General features: G+C 38.2%; 21 protein-coding genes. 12 read left to right on the forward strand and 9 right to left on the reverse strand.

Annotation, left to right across the window (positions count from 1 at the left end):
• Positions 1–297: 297 nt before the first annotated feature.
• From addB to D1B32_RS04400, 6 genes are all read left to right on the forward strand, one after another.
• On the forward strand, positions 298–3,765 hold the full coding sequence (gene addB / locus D1B32_RS04375; RefSeq protein WP_118888731.1) for a helicase-exonuclease AddAB subunit AddB: 3,468 nt from the start codon (positions 298–300) through the stop codon (positions 3,763–3,765).
• 102 nt (positions 3,766–3,867) lie between these two features.
• A complete protein-coding gene (addA, locus tag D1B32_RS04380) occupies positions 3,868–7,587 on the forward strand; it encodes a helicase-exonuclease AddAB subunit AddA (protein WP_118888732.1) in 3,720 nt (1,239 codons plus the stop codon).
• 90 nt (positions 7,588–7,677) lie between these two features.
• Positions 7,678–8,859: a DUF418 domain-containing protein gene (locus D1B32_RS04385; RefSeq protein ID WP_240033727.1), complete on the forward strand. Its 1,182-nt coding sequence runs from the start codon at positions 7,678–7,680 to the stop codon at positions 8,857–8,859.
• A gap of 3 nt (positions 8,860–8,862) precedes the next feature.
• A complete protein-coding gene (locus tag D1B32_RS04390) occupies positions 8,863–9,087 on the forward strand; it encodes a DUF2157 domain-containing protein (protein ID WP_118888733.1) in 225 nt (74 codons plus the stop codon).
• A 5-nt stretch (positions 9,088–9,092) separates the two neighbouring features.
• Positions 9,093–10,064, forward strand: a complete 972-nt coding sequence (locus D1B32_RS04395; protein ID WP_118888734.1) for a hypothetical protein — start codon at positions 9,093–9,095, stop codon at positions 10,062–10,064.
• Between the two features lie 2 nt (positions 10,065–10,066).
• A complete protein-coding gene (locus tag D1B32_RS04400) occupies positions 10,067–10,573 on the forward strand; it encodes a GDYXXLXY domain-containing protein (protein WP_118888735.1) in 507 nt (168 codons plus the stop codon).
• Positions 10,574–10,641: 68 nt separating this feature from the next.
• Here D1B32_RS04400 and D1B32_RS04405 read toward each other — a convergent pair whose 3' ends face one another.
• Complete coding sequence (locus tag D1B32_RS04405; protein WP_118888736.1) at positions 10,642–11,832, reverse strand: ornithine--oxo-acid transaminase; 1,191 nt, start codon at positions 11,830–11,832, stop codon at positions 10,642–10,644.
• 221 nt (positions 11,833–12,053) lie between these two features.
• Here D1B32_RS04405 and D1B32_RS04410 point away from each other — a divergent pair, with 221 nt between their 5' ends.
• Together D1B32_RS04410 and D1B32_RS04415 are read left to right on the forward strand one after the other, a co-directional pair.
• Positions 12,054–12,428, forward strand: coding sequence for a YisL family protein (locus D1B32_RS04410; protein ID WP_095309575.1), 375 nt, complete (start codon positions 12,054–12,056; stop codon positions 12,426–12,428).
• 168 nt (positions 12,429–12,596) lie between these two features.
• Positions 12,597–14,090: an alpha-amylase family glycosyl hydrolase gene (locus tag D1B32_RS04415; RefSeq protein WP_118888737.1), complete on the forward strand. Its 1,494-nt coding sequence runs from the start codon at positions 12,597–12,599 to the stop codon at positions 14,088–14,090.
• A 59-nt stretch (positions 14,091–14,149) separates the two neighbouring features.
• On the opposite strand, the gene D1B32_RS04420 is transcribed toward D1B32_RS04415, so the two are convergent.
• The 3 genes from D1B32_RS04420 to D1B32_RS04430 all read right to left on the reverse strand — a co-directional run bounded on the left by D1B32_RS04420 (position 14,150) and on the right by D1B32_RS04430 (position 16,535).
• Complete coding sequence (locus tag D1B32_RS04420) at positions 14,150–15,022, reverse strand: SDR family oxidoreductase (protein ID WP_118888738.1); 873 nt, start codon at positions 15,020–15,022, stop codon at positions 14,150–14,152.
• 116 nt (positions 15,023–15,138) lie between these two features.
• A complete protein-coding gene (gene yppF / locus D1B32_RS04425) occupies positions 15,139–15,336 on the reverse strand; it encodes a YppF family protein (protein WP_118888739.1) in 198 nt (65 codons plus the stop codon).
• A 332-nt stretch (positions 15,337–15,668) separates the two neighbouring features.
• A complete protein-coding gene (locus D1B32_RS04430) occupies positions 15,669–16,535 on the reverse strand; it encodes a fatty acid kinase binding subunit FakB (protein WP_118888740.1) in 867 nt (288 codons plus the stop codon).
• 166 nt (positions 16,536–16,701) lie between these two features.
• Here D1B32_RS04430 and D1B32_RS04435 point away from each other — a divergent pair, with 166 nt between their 5' ends.
• Both D1B32_RS04435 and D1B32_RS04440 read left to right on the forward strand, forming a co-directional pair.
• Positions 16,702–17,544 (forward strand): YitT family protein, encoded by an 843-nt coding sequence (locus D1B32_RS04435; protein ID WP_095309563.1) that lies wholly within the window; start codon positions 16,702–16,704, stop codon positions 17,542–17,544.
• A 14-nt stretch (positions 17,545–17,558) separates the two neighbouring features.
• Positions 17,559–17,945, forward strand: a complete 387-nt coding sequence (locus tag D1B32_RS04440; RefSeq protein WP_095309561.1) for a hypothetical protein — start codon at positions 17,559–17,561, stop codon at positions 17,943–17,945.
• 76 nt (positions 17,946–18,021) lie between these two features.
• Here D1B32_RS04440 and D1B32_RS04445 read toward each other — a convergent pair whose 3' ends face one another.
• The 4 genes from D1B32_RS04445 to D1B32_RS04455 all read right to left on the reverse strand — a co-directional run bounded on the left by D1B32_RS04445 (position 18,022) and on the right by D1B32_RS04455 (position 19,844).
• Entirely contained in the window at positions 18,022–18,285 is a 264-nt protein-coding gene (locus tag D1B32_RS04445) for a NifU N-terminal domain-containing protein (RefSeq protein WP_095309559.1), read from the reverse strand.
• Between the two features lie 219 nt (positions 18,286–18,504).
• Complete coding sequence (locus tag D1B32_RS04450) at positions 18,505–18,696, reverse strand: DUF3813 family protein (protein WP_095309557.1); 192 nt, start codon at positions 18,694–18,696, stop codon at positions 18,505–18,507.
• 26 nt (positions 18,697–18,722) lie between these two features.
• Entirely contained in the window at positions 18,723–18,845 is a 123-nt protein-coding gene (locus tag D1B32_RS24420) for a hypothetical protein (protein WP_262366383.1), read from the reverse strand.
• Positions 18,846–19,007: 162 nt separating this feature from the next.
• Positions 19,008–19,844, reverse strand: coding sequence for a Cof-type HAD-IIB family hydrolase (locus tag D1B32_RS04455; protein ID WP_095309555.1), 837 nt, complete (start codon positions 19,842–19,844; stop codon positions 19,008–19,010).
• A gap of 138 nt (positions 19,845–19,982) precedes the next feature.
• Between D1B32_RS04455 and D1B32_RS04460 the strand changes: the two genes are divergently transcribed.
• Entirely contained in the window at positions 19,983–20,744 is a 762-nt protein-coding gene (locus tag D1B32_RS04460; RefSeq protein WP_118888741.1) for a prolyl oligopeptidase family serine peptidase, read from the forward strand.
• A 94-nt stretch (positions 20,745–20,838) separates the two neighbouring features.
• Positions 20,839–21,150 (forward strand): metal-sulfur cluster assembly factor, encoded by a 312-nt coding sequence (locus D1B32_RS04465; RefSeq protein WP_095309551.1) that lies wholly within the window; start codon positions 20,839–20,841, stop codon positions 21,148–21,150.
• 146 nt (positions 21,151–21,296) lie between these two features.
• On the opposite strand, the gene D1B32_RS04470 is transcribed toward D1B32_RS04465, so the two are convergent.
• Positions 21,297–22,118, reverse strand: coding sequence for an undecaprenyl-diphosphate phosphatase (locus tag D1B32_RS04470; RefSeq protein ID WP_118888742.1), 822 nt, complete (start codon positions 22,116–22,118; stop codon positions 21,297–21,299).
• Positions 22,119–22,128 lie beyond the last annotated feature (10 nt).

A 22,128-nucleotide genomic window follows, 5' to 3' on the forward strand; every position in this document is an offset into this window, starting at 1 on the left:
TATAGCTATATTGGAGCTTCTACTTTTGGTAAAATAGGTAGGAGCTCTATTTATTATTTGACTGTTTTTGTGAAATTTGTTGCTTCATAAGCTTCGTAGTTGGAAGAAACTGCGAACTAACTTCTCGGCTGTTTTCTTCCAGTACGTGCAATAATCGCCGTCCGGGATCGCTTCGGGTCACCCGCGGAAAGCGTTCCGGAGCGAGTATACGCACAAACATTACACGTTAGTTCGAAGTTTTATATTTATTGTGTCAAAAAGCAACAATCTTTTATAGTTTAAGGAGGGCTAACACCAATGGGATTACGATTTATCATGGGAAGATCTGGTACGGGGAAAAGCGGAAGAACATTAGATGAAATCAAAGAGAAACTGTTAGCAAATCCTCAAGGTTCTCCAATATTTTATGTCGTTCCAGACCAAATGACATTTCAGCAGGAATTTGCATTGTTTAATGATGAACATATAAAAGGAAGCATACGTGCACAGGTAGTAAGCTTTTCCCGACTTGCATGGCGGATATTGCAAGAGACGGGGGGAGGTACAAGACAATTTATAAGCTCAATTGGACTGCAAATGATGCTTCGCAAAATAATTGAAGAGAAGCAGGGAGAATGGCAGGTTTTTCAAAAAGCAATGGAAAAACAAGGCTTCCTGAATCAATTGGAGCAAATGATAACGGAATTTAAGAGATACCAAGTAACACCAGAGATTTTACACATGCAAATGGAGCATATGAACCAGTTTGTACATAAAGAACCTGGTGAAGTAGCTTTGGTGAATAAGCTTGATGATTTAGTATATATTTATGAAAAACTTATTGCGGCATTAAAGGATCATTACATGGACGGAGAAGATCAATTACAGCTATTAGCCGAGAAAATAGGAGAATCATCGATTTTAAAAGATGCAGAAATTTATATTGATGGATTTCACAGCTTTACGCCAAATGAGCTTGTTGTTGTTGAAGCCCTAATGAAGCAATGTCACTCGGTTACGATTACACTTGCAGTTGATAATCCGAATGATACGATTTCTGAGCTTGACCTGTTTCATCAAACATCGGAAACGTATCATATCCTAAAGCAAATCGCATATGAGAATTACGTGATGGTTGATGAAACAATCGTTATGCATCCAGCTAATGGCAGATTCAAGGATAGACCGTATTTTGCACATTTAGAACAAAATTTTGATGTCAGGCCGTCACCTGAATTCCATGGTGAAGTGCCAATTCAAATAGCTGAAGCGGTACACCCGCGCGCGGAGGTAGAAGGGGTTGCACAGGAAATATTGCGCCTTGTTCGAGAGGAGAAGTATCGCTTTCAAGATATTGCTATTTTTATTAGGCAAACAGATGTTTATCACGATTTAATTCAAACAATTTTCGATGACCATGATATCCCGGTATTTATCGATGAAAAAAGAACGATGCTGAACCATGCATTGATAGAATTTATTCGTTCCATGCTTGATATCGTCGAAGGAAACTGGCGATATGATGCTGTTTTCCGTGTGTTAAAAACAGGGTTTATTCCAGTATCAAACCAAAAATTTCCTTTAACAAATGATGCAATTGATGAGTTAGAGAATTACGTATTAGAATATGGAATTCGTTCACGAGAACGTTGGTTTAGTGATGAGGAATGGAAGTTTCAAAGGTTCCGCGGTTTTGACAATAATGTGCAAACCGATATGGAAAAACAAACCCAGGAGAGGATTAATGCATACCGAGCGCAAATTGTAAAGGCATTACAGCCATTTGATGAACAGATAAGAAAAGCGGCTACTGTAAGAGAATTATCTGAAATAACCTATTTGCTACTAGAAAAGCTTGGTGTTCCGGAGCGCCTGGAAGAAATGCGAACTTATTATGATGAGCATGGCAAAATCGAAAAAGGAAGAGAGCAGGAACAGGTCTGGGCAGCGGTGATTCAGTTATTTGATGAGATGGTGGAAATGGCTGGAGATGAACCGATGAAATTGGCAACTTTCCGGGCAACGCTTGATGCTGGATTTGAAACGCTAAAATTTGCCCATGTACCTCCAAGCATGGATCATGTTATTGTCGGGACAGTTGATCGTTCACGGCTTAGTGGGGTGCAATGTGCATTTCTTCTCGGTGTAAACGATGGAATTTGGCCATTGAAGCCGCCAGCTGATAGCATGATTAATGAAGAAGAAAGAGCACTTTTAGCAGAAAATGGTATGAAGCTAGCGGAAAGCGGAAAGCGTCAATTATTAGATGATTGGTTTTATATGTATATTGCGTTTACAGCTGCACAAGACAGGCTGATGATTAGTTATCCATTGAGTGATGAGGAAGGGAAGGCCAAAATGCCATCGCAGCTTATTAAGCGTATTGAAGATTTATTCCCGTCTTGCTGTAATCATTTATTACTGCAGGATCCGGATGAATTAGCAGAAGCAGAACGCTTTATCACGGCACCAGTAAAAACAAGATCGGCATTGACAGCACAATTGGCAAGAAGCCAAAAAGGCTATCCAATACAGCCTGTCTGGTGGGAAGTGTATAACTGGTATGTGGAACACCAGCCAAAATATAGTACAACCTATAAGATATTACAAAGCTTATATTATGAAAATAAACCTAGCAATCTAGCGAAGGATACAGTGGAAGAGCTTTATCCGAAACAAGTGAAGGCAAGTGTAAGCAGACTGGAGACATATTACAGATGCTCGTATCAGCATTTTGCGAAATATAGCTTGAAGCTAGATGAACGAAGGACGTATAAATTAGATGCGCCAGATATTGGTCAGCTTTTCCATGAAGCGTTAAAAATCATTACCGATTGGATTCAAGGTGAAGGAAAAGACTTTGCACAGCTAACGAAAAAAGATGCAGATGGCTATGCCGGGAAGGCTGTATTTAATCTTGCTCCTATTTTACAGCATCAAATTCTTCACAGCTCGAATCGATATAAATATATTCAGCAAAAGCTGCAGGAGGTTATCGCGAGAGCCACCTATATTCTAAGTGAACAAGCAAGACAGAGTAATTTCTCGCCAGTTGGATTAGAGCTTGGCTTTGGTGACAAGGAAAAGCTTCCACCATTAAAAATGCAATTGTCGAATGGATATGAGCTTTTGCTTCGCGGAAGAATTGACCGTGTCGATAAGGCTTTGAATGAAGATAATCTATATTTGAGAATTATTGATTATAAATCAAGTGCGAAAGGCTTAAATCTAATGGAGGTTTATTATGGTATTGCATTACAGATGCTTGCTTATTTAGATGTCGTCTTAACGCATTCGGAACAGTGGCTTGGCACGAAAGCGAGCCCAGCAGGTGTTCTTTATTTCCATGTCCATAATCCAATGATTTCAAGTAAACAAAAAATGAATGATGATCAAATTAGTGAAGAAATCTTTAAAAAATATAAAATGCAAGGCTTGCTTTTATCTGATGAAGAGATTGTCAAAATGATGGACAAGTCACTGGAGTCAGGATCCAGTCAAATTGTACCTGCTGGTATTAAAAAGAATGGCGGGTTTTATGGTTATTCCAAAATTGCGGATCAAGAAACGTTTTCCAGCTTACAACATCATATTCATCAATTAATGCGAAACGCAGGGCTTGATATGACATCTGGTGGCGTGGATTTAAATCCATACCAGCATAAAGAGCAGATTGCATGTACATTTTGTCCGTTTCATTCGGTTTGTCAATTTGATCCAGAATTACGAGAAAATAATTACCGGAAGCTTAAAGAGATAAAAGAACAGGATATTCTGGGCAAATAAGTAAGTATAAAACTTACCAATTTGCATAAGTGCAACTTTAGATTTCACCGAAAGGCTTGGTGCATACAAAGTTTTCTAAAAAATTAAGAGAGGAGTGAACATATGGTTAATTGGACAAAGGAACAGGAAGAGGCGATTTATACTGCCGGAAGCGATATTCTCGTAGCCGCAGCAGCGGGTTCTGGAAAAACAGCCGTACTCGTCGAACGGATTATTAAAAAGCTGTTATCTACAAGCAATCCAGTTGATATCGACTCTTTGCTTGTCGTGACATTTACGAATGCTGCGGCACAGGAGATGCGTAATCGGGTCGGAATTGCACTTGAAAAAGCATTAGCAGAAAATCCGACATCCATGCATTTAAAGAAACAGCTTTCCTTATTGCAGCGTGCTTCCATTTCCACCTTGCACTCCTTTTGCCTTGATGTCGTTCGAAAATATGCGTATTTGATTGATATGGATCCATCTTTTCGAATTGCCGATGATATGGAAGGGGATCTTATCAAGCAGGAAGTTTTGGAGGATTTATTTGAAGAATGGTATGGAGCTGAACCGGGGGAACAACAAGCGTTTTTCGCGGTTGTCGACCGTTTTTCTAATGATCGAAGCGACCTTGAAGTGGAAAATTTAATCCTGGATTTATACACATTTGCAACACAGAATCCATGGCCAGAAAAATGGCTAGATAAGTTAGCTGAATCCTATCATATTCCGGAGGATTGGAAAGAGGAGGATTTAGCTTGGTTAACGATAATAAAACGGGAAGTGAACAACCAGTTTGAAGCAATCCGTCAAGAAATGGAGCTTGCTTTAAGCATAACCCGGGAAAATGATGGACCATACCATTATGCGGATACGATTGATACGGAAATTGCGTTGTTGCATGAAGCAATGAATTTGGTTGATTCATGGGATGAATTGCAGCAGTTCATGTCATCGAAGTCCTTCGGCAGGCTTTCGGGGAAAAAAGCTGACTGTAATGAGCAAAAGAAGGAAAAAGTGAAACAGCTAAGAAAAAGCTACAAGAAACGCTGGGATGATATGAACAGCGAATGGTTCAGGCGGAATTTATCCAGTCATATCGAGGATATGCGTGAGCTTGCACCAGTAATTAAACAGTTGACAGAGCTCGTAAAACAATTTAAAAACCGATTTACTGAACTGAAGCGTGAGAAAGCATTGGTGGACTTCTCGGATTTAGAGCATTATTGCTTGCAGCTGCTTGCCAGCGAGGCATCGACAACAGATAACATCATTCCATCAAACGTAGCGATCGGGTTTCAAAAGCAGTTCAGCGAGGTTCTAGTTGATGAGTATCAAGATACAAACCTTGTTCAGGAAACGATTTTGACATTGATTAGCGATCGCTCAGAGGATGGAAACATGTTTATGGTAGGGGATGTGAAACAAAGTATTTATCGGTTCCGCCATGCAGAACCATCCCTTTTTATCGAAAAGTATAAGCGATTTGCACGAGAAGAAGAGCAAGCAAAACGAATTGATTTGGCAAGTAATTTCCGCAGCAGGGAACAGGTTTTAATTGGTGCGAACTATATATTTAGACAAATTTTAAATGAAGAGCTTGGTGAGATTGATTATGATCAGGATGCTGAGCTGATCTATGGAAATAAAATGTATGAGGATATGCCGTTTGATAAACCTTTTCCCGAGCTGCTGTTAATTGATCGGGAAACAGGGGAAGAGCATGCCGAGGTATCAGATGAAGAAGATTTTCAGGATTTAGAAAAGGCGCAGTTAGAGGCAAGAGCGTATGCAGAAAAAATTAAAACTTGGATTGGTACAAAAGAAGGCACTAAGCCAATGCAGGTTGTTGATAAAGCGACCCAATCACAACGAGATCTGCAATACCGCGACATCGTGATTTTAATGCGCTCGATGACATGGGCACCAACAATTGTAGATGAGCTGAAAAAGCAAGGAATTCCAGTCTATGCAGAGCTTTCAACAGGTTATTTTGAAGCGATTGAAGTAAAGGTAATGCTTAGTCTGTTGAAGGCGATTGATAATCCAAGGCAGGATATTCCACTCGCTTCGGTTTTAAAATCACCGATAGTTGGTTTAAATGAGGATGAGCTTGCTGCAATACGTCTAGCAGCAAAACAGGATTCATTTTACGAAGCTGTCCTTACCTATTCAAAACAGCAAACAAATGAAACGGCCACGAAATTAAATCGGTTCTTAGAACAGCTTGAACAATTTCGCTTAGCGTCCAGACAAGGTGCATTATCAGAGTTGATTTGGGATATTTATCGGGAAACAGGCTACTATGACTTTGTTGGTGGGATGCCAGGCGGAAGACAGCGTCAGGCGAATCTAAGGGCACTTTATGATCGGGCAAGAGGCTATGAAACAACTTCCTTCCGAGGACTATTCCGTTTTCTCCGATTTATTGAAAGAATGGAAGAGCGTGGCGATGATTTAGGGTCAGCTCGGGCGCTTAGTGAACAAGAAGATGTTGTGCGTATCATGACGATTCATAAGAGTAAAGGGCTGGAATTTCCGGTTGTTATTGTTGGTGCAATGGACAAGCTGTTTAATCAGCGGGATTTAATGCAAAAATACTTACTGCATAAAGATTTAGGGTTAGCGAGTAAGTATATTGATCCAATCAAGCGCATCACCTATCCGACACTATTTTATCATGCTTTTAAGGAGGAAATGCGAAGGGAGCTGCTTGCAGAGGAAATGCGAGTGCTTTACGTAGCTTTGACAAGGGCAAAGGAGAAATTAGTAATGGTTGGGAATGTAGCATCTGTTGAGAAAAAGCTGCAAAAATGGCAAAAAATACAAAATCATCCAGACTGGGTACTGCCAGCATACTTCCGAGCGGAATCGAAAACATACTTGGACTGGGTTGGACCAGCTCTCATCCGTCACCAAGAATCAGAGGTGCTTCGTGAAGAGGGAATCGGCAATGGTGTATTAGATGAAATCAAAGCAGATCCATCAAAGTGGGATATTTCGATTATCCATGCTAGTGAATTGACAAATTTGGAAGAAAGAACAGTCGAAACAGATTTGAATTTAAAAGAGAAGATTAACGAATGGCAGCCTGTACACATCGGGGATAAAACATTAGAAAAATTTGTTGATGAACGTTTATCTTATCACTATCCATTTAGCGAAGCGGCAAGGTCACGTGCAAAGCAGTCTGTTACAGAATTGAAGCGTCAGCAGGAAATGAAGGACGAATATAGTGATGATCGCTTTGTACAAGCCTTCCGAGCGCCAATTATTAAGCGTCCAAATTTCATGCAGCAGGAAAGACAGGTAACAGCTGCAGAAAAAGGGACAGCCTTGCATACGGTCATGCAGCATTTGCCAATACGTAAACTACTGAAGAAAAAGGAAATCGAGGAAACAGTGGAAATGTTGGCTGATAAAGAAATATTGACGCGTGTAGAAGCTTCTGTTATTGACAGTGAAGCCATTGAGCAGTTTTTCCATTCTGAAATTGCCGAACGGATAATGGAAAGTCCACAGGTCATTCGTGAAATTCCGTTTAGTTTAACGTTGCCTGCAAGCAAGGTTTATGCAAATTGGGAAAGTGAGACAGATGAGCAAGTATTGATTCAGGGTGTGATTGATTGCGTAATTCAAAGTGATGATGGCTGGATTATTTTAGATTATAAAACAGATGCGATTACAGCAGATGTTACAGAAGAGGCAAAGGTACAATTAGTAAGTCGATATGAAACACAAATGAAGCTTTACCGAACAGCATTAGAAACGATCTGGAAAGAACCAGTGAAGGAAACGTATTTGTATTTCTTTGCTAAGGATCTATTGCTCGAAGTGTAATCACAATTGGTTTGAAATTGCATGTAGTGGGGGATAATTCTCACTACATGCTAGTTTTTTTAGATAGAAACCGGAATTGAAAGGATATCGATGATGGATATAAATGCAGCACCAACTAAAGAGAAGAATCGGCTTGCAGCAATCGATGCTGCACGGGGCTTTGCTATTTTCGGTATATTCATTGTAAATATTGGAGCTTTCTCAGCTCCTTACTTTATCTATGGTGGTGCAACTGCGGTGTGGAATTCTACCGCTGACCGCTATACACAAGCATTGATTGATATGTTTTTTCAAGCAAGCTTTTATACGCTGTTTTCACTTTTATTTGGTTTTGGAATCCAATTGCTGAAGGATAGGCTAGTTGAACGAAATATTCGTGTAAGCCGCTTTTTGGCGAAACGGTTAACGATATTAGTAGGGTTCGGAGTAATCCATGCATTTGCTATTTGGCACGGAGATATTTTACTATCCTATGGTCTTATTGGTCTGCTATTACTATTGTTTCTAAAAGCTAGCAATACATCCTTGCTTGCATGGGGAGCAGCTCTTTTAGGTGGAAGTGTTGGTTTATTATCATTAGCTTTATATGAAACGCGAAGTGCTTTAGGAGGGTCAAACCAACTCGCTATTACGCAAGCTATTACAAGTTATCAAAGCGAGAGCCTTATTACGATTTGGGAGCAAAATTACAATGATTGGATGAACGCCAATGGCGGAATAGGGTTCTTCTTTCTTATTATGGTATTACTCCCATTATTTTTATTCGGCATGTATATCGCAAGAAAGCGCTGGCTGCATGAGCCAGAGAAGCATAAAACCATTTTGAGAAAGCTTTGGCTGGTGTCACTCATTGGTTTTATAGGGTTAAAAATTGGGCCGTATCTCGTTGGGAATCCACTTTGGCTATCCTACCTTCAGGATAATGTTGGCGGGACATTTTCGGCCATATTTTATATTATATCAATAACGTTTATAGCGCAGCGAAAAATTGGACAGAAAATCATCCAGCCCTTTGCGGCAGTTGGAAGAATGGCATTAACCAACTACCTCATGCAGTCAATAATTTGCTTTATTCTTTTTTATGGTATTGGTTTTGGTTTATATGGTTCGATTCGTCCGCTAGCTGGAGTAGGAATGGTGCTTGTTGTTTTTATTGGTCAAATCTTTCTTAGCAACTGGTGGTTAAGGCGATTTCGGTTTGGACCATTTGAGTGGCTATGGCGTAGTTTAACCTATGGAAAGCGACAGCCATTACGAAAGCTGGAGGGTTGACAGATGAATAGGCAAAAGCTAAAACGAGAAGCGAAAGCATGGGTGGAAGAAGGTATTATTTCTGACGAGCAATACGATAAGATTATAGAACGCTATTCTAAAAGTGGACCAAATTCAATTATCCTTCTATTTGCTATTTTACTAATGGCACTCGGATTTTTGACATTTATTATGTCTGACTGGGCGCGGGAACCGCATTTATCAAGGATTGTTATCCTTGCAGCGTAACAACTGTGCTCTATGTATTAGGAGATATACGTTACCGAAAAAGTGCAGATTTAATAGCAATCAGCTTTATTGTGCTTGGCTATATTGCTTTCGGGGCGGGAATGCTATTAGCTATTGATATTTACAACATTCAAGTGACATTTGCTTGGCCCTTTATCATATGGGCAGTTGTAGGTCTTGGCGTCTATTTTATATATGAGCATAAATTATTGTTTTCAGTTGCAATTGCAGTAACAACGATAGGCCAACTATACAATGCGAGTATTAATTCAGCTTTTAGCTGGGTTCTGCTGTTTCTATTACTGCTCGGTTTTGGTCATTTTGTCTATCACCATCGGAATTATTTATTCAGCTACCTGTTTAGTATAAGCTTTGTTGTGCAATTATTAACGCTTGTTTTTGCAGCGTCCCAGCAGTATTATTGGTTGATTTTGTACTTTTTAATTTTGTATGTTGCTGGTGATTTGATTAGAGAACAAGTTTATCGGAAGCCCTTTAAAATAATCAGCTTACTTGCCATTTTTATAGTCGGGATGTACCAAACTTTTATTCTCCAAGACGAATTTTACATGGATGATCTAACCCTTCAATGGAGCTTTATAATAGTTTGGTTCGTGTTGTTTGGTGCAGCAATAGCTATAAAAATAATAGATAATCGAAGCTATCAGCTGATTGACTTCGTTTTATTCTTACCAATCGCGTTTATACCATTTTCATATGGTATGAGTTTGATTGTTCTATTTATATTTTCGCTTGTCTGGCTCTTTATTGGCTATAAGCAGGACAATAGTGAGTATATTTTAATTGGAACGATCTCGTTTTTAGTCAGTGTTTTCACGGTGTATATTCAATTTGCATGGGATGCGATGAATAAGTCACTTTTCTTTTTAATTGGAGGAATTCTATTATTTTTAATTAGTTTTTTAATCGAGAAACAGCGTCGTACAATTGTTGATAAGCAAAAGGGGGACGAGTAAGCATGAAACGTTTCTTATTCTATCTCCTGCTTTTGCTGCAAATTGCGATACTTTTTCTCTTAGGCGTACAATATTATTTTATCGATGATTATGGACGTACGGTACAATTGCTTAGTAAGCATGAGGAAATGACGGATACGTATGGAAGCTATAATCAGCATATGACATATATTGATTATGAGATTAATTTTATAGCAGAGGATGCTTGGGAAATTGCAGAAGAAGTAGATTATAATACGAAGATATATGTCTTGCTCGAATCTGATTCGGATGGTGTCTTTCATATTGCGAAAGCAAACGATCAGAAAATAGATGCTGAACAGGACCAGGTCGTTCTCCAAGGGAGATATCAGTATTACAATGATATGCAGAAAGAATATCATGTCACCTATGGAATTGAATCGTTTCATCCTGATTTTGACTTTAATAGTTCAGTCAGGGACCAATCAATAATCACCATACAGCTTGCGCCATGGGGGCAAAAAAAGGTGACCGATATAGAAAACTGAAATAGCTTGAAAATAAAATCACAGAAACGTTGATGTATCGACATTTCTGTGATTTTTAATGTTATTTTTTAAGGCTGCAGTACATCCTTGATTCGAACTATAGCCCACTCTAAGTCTTTTTTAGAAATGACAAGCGGAGGGGCAAAGCGGATGACATTTTCATGTGTTTCTTTACATAATAGACCTTTCTCTTTTAATGCCTCGCAATATGGGCGAGCGCTTTCAGTAAGCTCGACACCAACAAATAACCCTTTACCACGTACTTCCTTTATGATTGGGTTATTAATTTTTCTAAGCTCATTGAGCATATGATTACCCATCTCAAGGGACCAATCAGCGAGCTTTTCTTCTTCCAGAACCTCTAATGATGCAATGGAAACAGCGCAAGCAAGTGGGTTCCCGCCAAAAGTAGAACCGTGTGAACCAGGATTAAACACGCTAAGAATGTCATTATTGGCAACGATGCAGGAAATTGGGAAAACGCCGCCACCTAAGGCTTTTCCGAGAATTAAAATATCTGGAGAAACATGCTCCCAGTCGCAAGCAAATAGCTTTCCGCTTCGACCAAGTCCCGATTGAATTTCATCTGCAATATATAGGACATTATTTTCCTTGCACACGTTATAAGCTTCTTTTAGAAATCCATCAGGTGGAATAATAATCCCGGCTTCTCCTTGAATTGGTTCGAAAAGAAAACCAGCCGTATTCTCATTGATAGCATTCTTTAGAGCATCAATATCTCCGTACGGGATTAGTTTAATCCCTGGGAGCATTGGCCCGAAGCCGCGTTGGTATTCAAGTTCAGAAGATAAAGAAACCGCTGTCATTGTTCGGCCATGAAAGTTGCCTTCGCAAGCGATAATTTCAGCTTTGTTATTTTCTACTCCTTTGACATCATACGCCCATCGCCTTGCAGCTTTAATTGCTGTTTCCACTGCTTCGGCTCCAGTATTCATTGGAAGTGCCATATCTTTATTTGTCAGCTTGCAAATTTTTTCATACCACGGTCCTAATTGATCATTATGAAACGCCCTAGATGTTAGAGTGACATTGTCTGCCTGCTTTTTTAATGCTGCAATAATTTTAGGATGCCTGTGCCCCTGATTAACGGCTGAATAAGCGCTCAGCATATCCAAATAACGATTTCCTTCTGGATCCTCGAGCCAAACATTCTCTGCTTTTGAAATGACTACTGGAAGGGGATGATAGTTCTTCGCACCGAATTGTTGTGTCTGGTCGATAATCTCTTGACTTCTCATATTTTGACCCTCCATTATTGGAAAATTTAAACACCGTGTTTAGTATAACAGCTTTAGAATTGAATTACTTCTCCTTAGAGCAAATAAATGAATTATTCTTAGTTCCATGATATGATACGAATAGAAATCGGTATATCAGCTCTAAACGATGTGTGCAAAAGGAAGATTTTTAACACCTTTTTGGACAACCTTAAATGCTGATATAAGGAGGTAGCATACTAATGACACATATGCACATTACAGGATGGGTATTAGGATTAATTTTGTTCATCGTTGCAATCGTAATGCAAAAACAAGGAAAAGCAAAACCAGCGAAAATCGTTCACATGATCTTACGTCTAGTTTATCTGTTTATTCTGTATACAGGTATTGTACTCGTGTTGGATTATTTCAGTGGCGGCTATCAAATGCCATATCCGGCTGAAGCTGCTACAAAGGGAGCTGCAGGAATCTGGCTTATTGCAGCAATGGAAATGATTCTTGTAAAGTTAGGCAAAGGAAAACCAACAAAAGGTGTTTGGATACAATTTTGGATTGCACTTCTCATTGTACTCGTACTTGGCTTTTTCCGTTTGCCAATGGGCTTTTATTTTTAATAGCGAAGGTAAAAGGCTGTCCATTTTGGGCAGTCTTTTTAAATGTATTTAACCCAATAATGTGAAGGCTTTTCAACAATCCAAGCAATGGGATTGACTATTTTTCTCCTTCCTTAATAATTAAGTAAAGAGATAGTTTACAGCTTGAAAAGCGATGGAGGATTATTTATGAAAAAAATAGCAGGGGTGTTTTTAGCAGTAGGTTTAATAGCTTTTATGACATTTGTTCCCAATGTTGCAGCTGAAAGAGAACGGGGACTAGAGGATGAAATTATATATAACATTTTGATTGATCGTTACAATAATGGCACACCGACTAATGATACTCAAGTAAATCTTGATGATCCTCAAGCATACCACGGAGGGGACCTTCAAGGAGTAATTGCAAAGCTCGATGACTTACAGGAAATTGGGGTTACAACAATCTCTTTATCCCCTTTGATGGAAAATAGTGACAATGGGTTCCATGGCTATTGGATTGAAGATTTTTATCAGGTGGAAGATCATATTGGAACAATGGAAGACTTACATACGTTGATTGAAGAAGCACATAATCGTGATATGAAAGTAGTTATAGAATTTGTTACGAATTATGTTGCTGCAAGTCATCCAATCGTCGATGATTCAGAAAAAGCAGATTGGTTTATTGACAATGAGTTGACAGAGCCAGCTTGGATGGAGAACACTGTTCGTTTAAATTTAGAGCATCCGGAGGTGGAAGCTTATTTACTAGACGTTGCTGCGTATTGGATGGAGGAAACAGCAATTGATGGCTTTAAGCTTCATGCAGTTGATCAAGCACCATTGACATTTTTGGAGAGCTTTACACAGTATATAAAAGAATTGAATCCTGAATTTTATCTGCTCGGTGATATCCTCATTACGGATGCGGATAATGCTGAATTAATAAACGACACTGCATTGGATGCGGTAGGCAATATGCGCTTAAATGATGCAATGGTGGAGGTTTTTGCTGAACCAGACAATGCGGTGGAAAATATTTATGAAGTATGGCAAACAGCAAAAAATCAGCAGCCTTTATTGTATATGGATGATTTTAATTCAGAACGCTTTACACAGAAATTTTCTGAGAATGGAAGAAATACGCTAACAACGTGGTCATTGGCATTAACTTATATGTATACAACACCAGGAGTGCCAATGTTGCTTCAGGGAAGTGAACTTCCGATGTATGGCACAGAAGCAGAGGAATCCCAGCGTTTAGTACCATTTAATAGTGGAGAACCAGATTTAAAGGAATTCCATAATCGAATCTCAGCATTACGCAATGAGTTTCCAGTGCTGCGGTATGGTGATTTTGAAATCGTTGATTCTTCTGGTGCGCTAAGCGTCTTTAAACGAACCTATAATGATGAAACAATGTATATCGCAATTAACAATGGTAGCGAGTCAGCATATGTTGATGTTTCAGACATACCTTCAAATATGGAGTTAAGAGGATATCTCGGTGATAATCTAGTAAGAGAAAATGAAAATGGTAATTACCGAATTGGTTTAGCGCGAGAGAGTGCTGAAGTGTATACCGTTCAAACAGACGCAGGCTTTAATTGGTTATTTATCGGGTTTGTCGTCGGTGTGTTTGTTTTGTTTATTGGGGCAATTATATTCTTAAGTGCTAAACAAAAGAAGTCGAACATGTAATTGACATATGGACAAGGCTCTCCAAAAGGAATGTTCCTGGAGAGCTTTGTCGAATTTAGTTAGCCGTTTACAATTGTACCGCCATTAATGTGAATCATTTGGCCAGTAATATAGCTTGCATCTTCACTTGCTAAATAGACATACGCTGGTCCTAATTCTTGTGGCTGACCAGGTCGCTTCATTGGTGCATTTGCACCAAAATTACTTACTTTATCCTCCGTAAAGGATGCTGGGATTAAAGGTGTCCAAATGGGCCCTGGTGCAACCCCGTTTACTCGAATGCCTTTATCAACAAGGGAGCCGGAAAGCGATCTTGTAAAGGAAGTAATCGCTCCTTTTGTAGCAGAATAATCAATTAAATCTACATTTCCTTTATAAGCGGTAATCGAGGACGTATTAATTATGCTGCTACCTGATTTTAGGTTCGGTAATACAGCTTTTGTCAGATAAAACATACTGAAAATATTGGTTCGGAACGTTTTTTCCAGTTGTTCACTTGTAATGTCCATAATACTATTCTGTATGTGCTGTTCAGCAGCGTTATTAACGAGTATATCAATTTTACCGAATGTGTCTAATACCTCGGTAACAGCAGCCTCACAAAATGATTGATTCCCAATATCGCCGTTAATTAAAATACATTTCTGACCTTCATTTTCAATCAGTCTTTTTGTATCATTCGCATCTTCATGTTCATCCAAGTAAATAATTGCGACGGATGCACCTTCTCTTGCAAAGTGTACACTTACGGATCTACCGATTCCACTGTCACCGCCAGTAATAATGGCAACCTTATCCTTTAATTTATCACTGCCTTTGTATTCGTTTCGAATATATGCTGGTTCTGGATTCATTTTTGCTTCAATTCCGGGCTGTTTGTGTTGTATTTGAGCCGGAGGGGTTTGTGTTCCGTTTTTTTGTTCCATTTCCATGATAAAAGTTCCTCCTTGAAAATTGCTTATTAACAATGTACCCGGATCGTGGAATTTCAATCATGGAAAATAGATTAGGAAAACTTGAGATTGGGAATTACAAGCAATGGATACGGTTAAACTTTTTTCTCAATTGACATTTCATGTGCAGAAACAGCACCCTTTTCATGCAAACAATTATAAAACGCACGATATGTTTTAAGGTCAATTTCGCCATGGATATATTTTTTCTGGCAATAGTCTAATAAATTATCAATCGTTTGCGGGGCAAATTTGTGTTCCATCTCAAAGGCGTCCAATAATTCGTTCAGCATGGAAAACCTCCATCATAAGTTATTTATACATTCATATGTTGAAGGAGGCTCATTCATACTACTTTTTCAAGTTACTGCTGTTTGATGTCGCATGGGAAAGCTTCCATTACACGGTTATTCTCTACACTGTAAACACTATATTGATCGCAGGAAAAAGTATAGATTGTATTACCAATGGTAATAATCCGCCTTATTTAGACCTATTCAGGGTAATCTTGTTGTTCTTTAAGTTGATGTGTTTGGGAGTTAGTTCCCATTCTATATTTTAAACGTATCAATTTAAGGTAATAAAAAAAGCCTTTCCCATTTTACTGGAACAGACTTTAAGATTATCATTTGGTTGGTTTGTTTGAGAAGAATAACGCGATAGTTCCGGGTCCTGAATGCGAACCGATTGCAGAACCGACCATCTCAATCAGAATGTTATCTTTTTCTACACCAAATTTTTCACTGATCATGGAAGCTAGCTTTTCAGCAGTTTCAAGGGCATCACCATGACTAATACCGATCGTTTGATTTTGAAAATCAGTTCCACGTTTTTCCATGAGTTCAAGCATTCTGCCAAGTACTTTTTTTGAGCCTCTAATTTTTTCAAGCGGGATTAATTTCCCGTCTTCAACATGGAGTAAAGGTTTGATTTTAAGTAATGTACCGACAAATGCTGCAGTTTTACTGACACGCCCACCGCGATATAGGTATTCTAAATCATCTACCGTAAAAATATGCTCCATATGTTCAGCTTGATAGGTAGCGGCTTCCATGATTTCTTCTAAGCTGGCACCATTTTGTGCAAGTTTTGCAGCGTGCAGGACAACGAGCCCATATCCAATTGAGGCGCATTTAGTATCGATAATGTGAATGGGCGCATCCGGGTATTCTTCCTTTACTTCCTGTTCCATCATTTTAGCAGTTTGATAAGTACCTGATAGAGCAGAAGAGAAAGCAATGTAAACCAGAGGCTTATTTGCTTTGGCATAAGTCGTGAAAACAGATTTAAATGTTTGTGGTGAGACCTGAGAAGTTTTCGGAGATTTCCCATCTCTCATTGCGTTATAGACACTTTTAGGTTCAATAGTTTTTCCGTCTTCGTATTCTTTTTCTTCTAAATGAACGGTTAATGATACCATTTCGATGTTAAATTCGTTATAATGTTTCAATGATAAATCACTTGCTGAGTCAGCGAGAATTTGTATCGTCATTTTTTCACCTACATTCTAAATTCTTTCTATGTCTAGTTTATAGCTATCTAGTGCTTTAGTCAAAGTATAATCCAGTAATAGTTAGAATTATCTACAATATTGAAGATGGTTGAAATTACTACTAAAGGTGTATGAAGTATATTAAAGAGGAGGTTGAAGTGCTACTATGTTTATGATGGAAGCAAAACGCATAATTGTTGTGATATTCGGTGCGTTATTAAATGCAATTTCGTTAAACTTTTTCTTAATTGGAGCAAATGTATATGCAAGTGGGTTTACCGGGGCAGCCCAGCTGCTATCAAGTGTGTTTAATGATTTTATCGGAATTGGTATCAGTACAGGGATCTTGCTTTTTGTACTAAATATTCCGGTTTTACTTTTAGGCTGGTATAAAGTTGGTAAAGGTTTTACGATTTACAGCATTATCTCTGTATTCTTCTCCACGCTTTTCTTAGAGGTTATTCCTGTAATCGAGCTTTCTGGTGATATTATATTGAACGCAGCATTTGGTGGGGTTATTGGTGGCGTTGGAGTAGGTATCACACTAAAAATCGGTGCTTCTACTGGAGGGATGGATATTGTAGCGATGATTTTATCGCGCTTGAAGGATAAGCCGATTGGTAATTACTTTTTAGTGATGAATGCCGTCATTATTTTGTTTGCTGGAATTTTATACGAACCTGAGAATGCGTTGTACACAATGGTTACGTTATATGTATCGACACGGGTAATTGATGCGATTCATACACGACATGAGAAAGTTACAGCATGGATTGTTACACTTAAAGCAGATGAATTACAGGAAGCAATTCATCGAAAAATGATTCGGGGTATAACAATTTTGCCTGCAAAGGGAGCTTACACGAAAGCAGACAAAAGTGTAATGTATCTTGTAATTACACGTTATGAGTTATATGACTTAGAAAAAATAATTAATGAGGTAGATCCAACTGCGTTTACAAATGTTGTGGAAACTGCAGGTGTGTTTGGTTCTTTCAGACGTGATTGATAGGAGAATGACAAATGAGATATTTCATGCTTATAATTATAGTTTTTTTGCTGGCGGCATGTGGAAATGAAAATCAAGCAGCAGAAAATAATAATTCAATCGTATTTCAAAATATTGATGTTGTATCAGATGCAAATGAATTTGTGTTAACCGGTGAAGTTGCTGCGACAGAAGGGGAATTTTTCTATGTTATCGAACAAGGAGACGAGCAAATTTCTGAAGAAAAACGAATTTCTATCGCACAGAAATCAGGTGATTGGGTGGAATTTGAAATTAAAGAAAAGCTATCTGAGGCTGTGATTGAAAGTAACAATCCACCAATTATGATGTTATATGGAAAAAATATGGACGATGAAATTGTAAACCCGAACTATATTCCAGTTGATATAAAAAAGGAATAAAATCGGTATCGTGAAATGTGTACTATTAAAGCAAGAGGTTAACCAGAAGAAATGGTTAACCTCTTGCTTTATGTACTTAATATCCGTGTTTTTCAAAAATCTCTAGTACTTTTGGATTTAAAGTATCCCACTCCACATCAAACTGTTTATTAACAGTGATGAAGTTTTGGTAGCCAAATACATTATCTACTTCTTCAAGTTCCATCAAATCATTTAAAATATCGTATTCGCTTGTATTGCCTGGCATAACGGAAACGCTATTTGTGCCTTCAAAAATTAACTTGTCCGTAGTAAATTTCATCGCATTAGGGTTAGGTGTAGCTTCTATGCGAACTCCCATAACAAAATCCCTCCTAAACATACTTACTTCTATAGTAGCAGAAATGTGTATAAAAAAAAAGAAAGACCCATGTGTGATGGTCGAATTCAAACAGTTTAAATGAATAGTGCAGAATAGAGCGCTTAAATAAAAAATCTCCCTGAACGACAGGGAGATTTTTCATTTAGCAAACCAGCTTCATTATTTTGCTTAATGAATTAGAGATTGCTTAAGAATTCATTACTGTAATTGATTGTGCTGTTTCAACTGCTGTTCAAGTTGTTGTAATTGATTGCGTTCCTCAGGTGTAGCCTCGGTGTAGGCTGCTTGCACTGCGTTTTGCGCAGCTTGCTTATCTTGGGAGTTAGCATTGCCTTGCATCATCATGTTTGAAACTGCGTCTTTAGCTTGCTGGAATAGGTTGTTTTGCACCTAAAACCCTCCTAGATTGTGGTTGTCTACTTCTTCATGATTTGTTCTTCGTCCGATAAAGTGGAACGATAGGTGAAAACCTCTGCATGTTTTTTGACAGAAGCGGCACCCTGATGAATGAAACGCTTCGATTTACTTCGTTTGCCCAAGACGAAAACCTCCTTGGATAATAACGAATTACTCGGAACAGATGCTAAAAGTAAAGCAAATCAAAAGTGAACGCATCATACGTTCACTAAGTAGTATGGACGATCGTCCATTTTATATAGCTGGTAAGTACTGGCGTATGAAGTAGTGTTCAAAAAGTTCAATTAAACTGTTTTAACTTTAATCTTTAAATACTCTTCTAGAAAAACACCAATTCCATCTTGTTCATTTGTTAAGGTCTGATATTTTGAAACGGACTTCAATTCATCAATTGCATTGCCCATTGCAACGCCGACACCTGCGTAATCAATCATCTCTAGATCATTATCCTCATCACCAAAGGCAATGATACGTTCTTTTGGAATACCGTAATAATCAGCAATTTTTTGTAACCCAACGGCTTTGTTTATCCCTTTTTTAATGATTTCAATGATATTCCAAGGTGCACCCCATCTACGGTGCTCAATAATCTCGGCATGATAATCATCCAGATGGTTACGCAATGACTCAATATGATCTTTTTTCGGGTAAATTAGGACAGAAGTTGGATCCTCTTCTAATTTATCTTTGATGTTTCCAATAATATAAGGTCGATCTTTTTGAGTTTGGTGGAAAATGTCAATGATCTCCTGGCTGTAATTATCAAGATAAACATCATCCATCACTTCAGCCAATATGTTATGAACCTCTAAATCATAGCAGGCATCAATTATGGTATGAGCAGTTTTGAGTGGCATTGGAGTATGCATAGCGAAATCCCATGTGCGATCTTGTGGGTGGTGGATTAATGCACCATTAAAATTAACCATGGGAGAGTTTAAGCCAAGTTCATTATAATAATGAATGCTTGCACGGTGTGGTCTACCAGTAGAAATCACAACGAGATGCCCTTCCTCCATGGCAGTTTGAATCGTTTGCTTCGTTCGAGCACTAATCTCTTGTTTATTCGTTAGAAGTGTACCATCAAGATCCAACGCAATTAAATGTTTTTTATTTTCCATAAAATTCACCTCGTATGTGATAGTGTATAGAGGAAAGCGAAATATGTAAAGTAATTTTTCCTTTACATTATTTGCAACAAGCTCAAGTTTACCCTTAAAATAGAACGTAGTATAAAGAGAAGGAGCGGAATAACATACATGATCGGAATCTATACAGAAACTATCCAAACGATACCATGCTTAGTCGTAGTAGACGCAGAAAAGAAAAACGAAGCATTACCAGTTATTACCTACTTTCACGGATTTACAAGTGCAAAAGAACATAATCTACCGTTAGCATATTTGTTAGCTGAAAAGGGCTTTAGAGTAGTTTTACCTGACAGCATGTATCATGGTGAAAGAGAGCCAGATATACCAAAATTAAAAAAACAGGTTTCTTTTTGGAACATCGTTATGCAAAATATAAAAGAATTAGCCACTATTAAATCATTTTTCGAATCGAAAGGGTTGATTTTGGAAGACCGTTTTGGAGTGGCCGGAACAAGTATGGGAGGAATTACGACATCTGCCGCATTGTCACAGTATTCATGGATTAAAGTGGCAGCAATTTTAATGGGCTCTCCGAAAATTACGACTTATGCAAAGACATTGGTTGAGAGCTTTAAAAAAGTAGGGGACCTGCCGGTAACAGAGGAAATGATTGAGAGTCTCTATGAGCAATTAGAGAATTATGATTTATCAAAGCAACCAAAGAAATTAAATGACCGTCCGTTATTATTTTGGCATGGAGAAAGTGATTCAGTTGTTCCGTTTGATCATTCCTATACATTTTATGATGAAGTTCAAATGGTCTATCGAAATAAAGAGAACATTAAATTCATTAAAGAACCAAACCAAAATCATAAAGTAAGTCGATCAGCTATATTGGAAACAGTAAAATGGTTTGATAAACATTTATAATGATGATAGTGGCAGGAGGAATAGGTTAAAATCATTTAATAAAACCTGAATTTATGTTTAAATAGAAATAGATGAAGGATGGGAGGTAGAAGAGATGGATGAAGCGTTAAAAGAGAATTTACTTGGCGCATTAGAAAATGTAATCGACCCTGAGTTAGGCATTGACATTGTTAATTTAGGATTAATATATGATGTTGATTTAGATGAAGATGGGGTTTGTAACGTTACAATGACCTTAACGTCAATGGGATGTCCACTGGCTGCGCATATTGAAACAGATATTAAGCATGCACTTGCAGATATTCCAGAAGCGAAAGAAATAAAAGTAAATGTTGTATGGGATCCACCATGGGGTAAAGATAAAATGTCACGTTATGCTAAAATTGCCCTGGGAATTCCGGATTGATCTTAAATAATAAGAAAAAGCAGCCCGAATGTAATGGAGCTGCTTTTCTAATTGCTTCGTGAAACTATACTAATTGAAAGTTGTGTGGATTACGTTGAGCCTTATTTACGAAGCGAGTCTCCTCGCATTAACAAACCAGGGCTTTTCTATAAGAAAAATATAACCAATAACCCTACGACAACACAGTAATAAGAGAAATATTTTAAATTTCCTTTAGCCATGATATTCATAAACCATTTTAATGCAAAGTAGGTTGCAATAAATGCCGTGATAAAGGCAATAATATTTGGAATGAGCATGGATTGAAATTCCGGACTGCTCACTAATTTAGGAACTTCAATTATGGTTGTTCCTAAGCTGACCGGGATATACAGCAGGAATGAAAAGCGAAGTGCGGTTTCTTGTCTCATTCCAACGAGCATCGATGCAACAATCGTTGATCCCGAACGACTAATCCCTGGTGTCACTGCAACTGCTTGCGTAAGTCCGACAATTAATGCATCCTTCAATGTTAGGTCGCGGTCGTTTTTTCTTCCCCTTAGATTACGAATCATCCATACAGCAGCTGCTGTAATTAAGAGTGTAACCCCAACTACATTTGTTCCGCTTAATGCTTCCCCAATTGCATCGCCAAACAACAAGCCAATAATACCAACTGGGATTGTTGCGACAATAAGATAAATGATAAATTGAAAGTCGCTTTTTGCCTCTGGATCCTGCTTTATTAAGTAAATAATGCCGTTTTTAATTAAACGAATAATATCGTTCCAATAAATGATGAAAACCGCTAAAAGTGAAGCGAAGTTCACAAATATCTCGAAGGATAACCCACTCGCTTCGATACCAAATAGTTCTCGGAAAATAATAAGATGTCCACTCGATGAAATTGGGATTGGTTCTGTAACACCTTGTACGAGTCCTAAAATAAAATACTGGATGATTGTCCATAATTCTGATACAAATTCCATTGTTTTCTCT

This window comes from Oceanobacillus profundus (assembly GCF_003515705.1).
Classification (GTDB): domain Bacteria; phylum Bacillota; class Bacilli; order Bacillales; family Amphibacillaceae; genus Oceanobacillus; species Oceanobacillus profundus.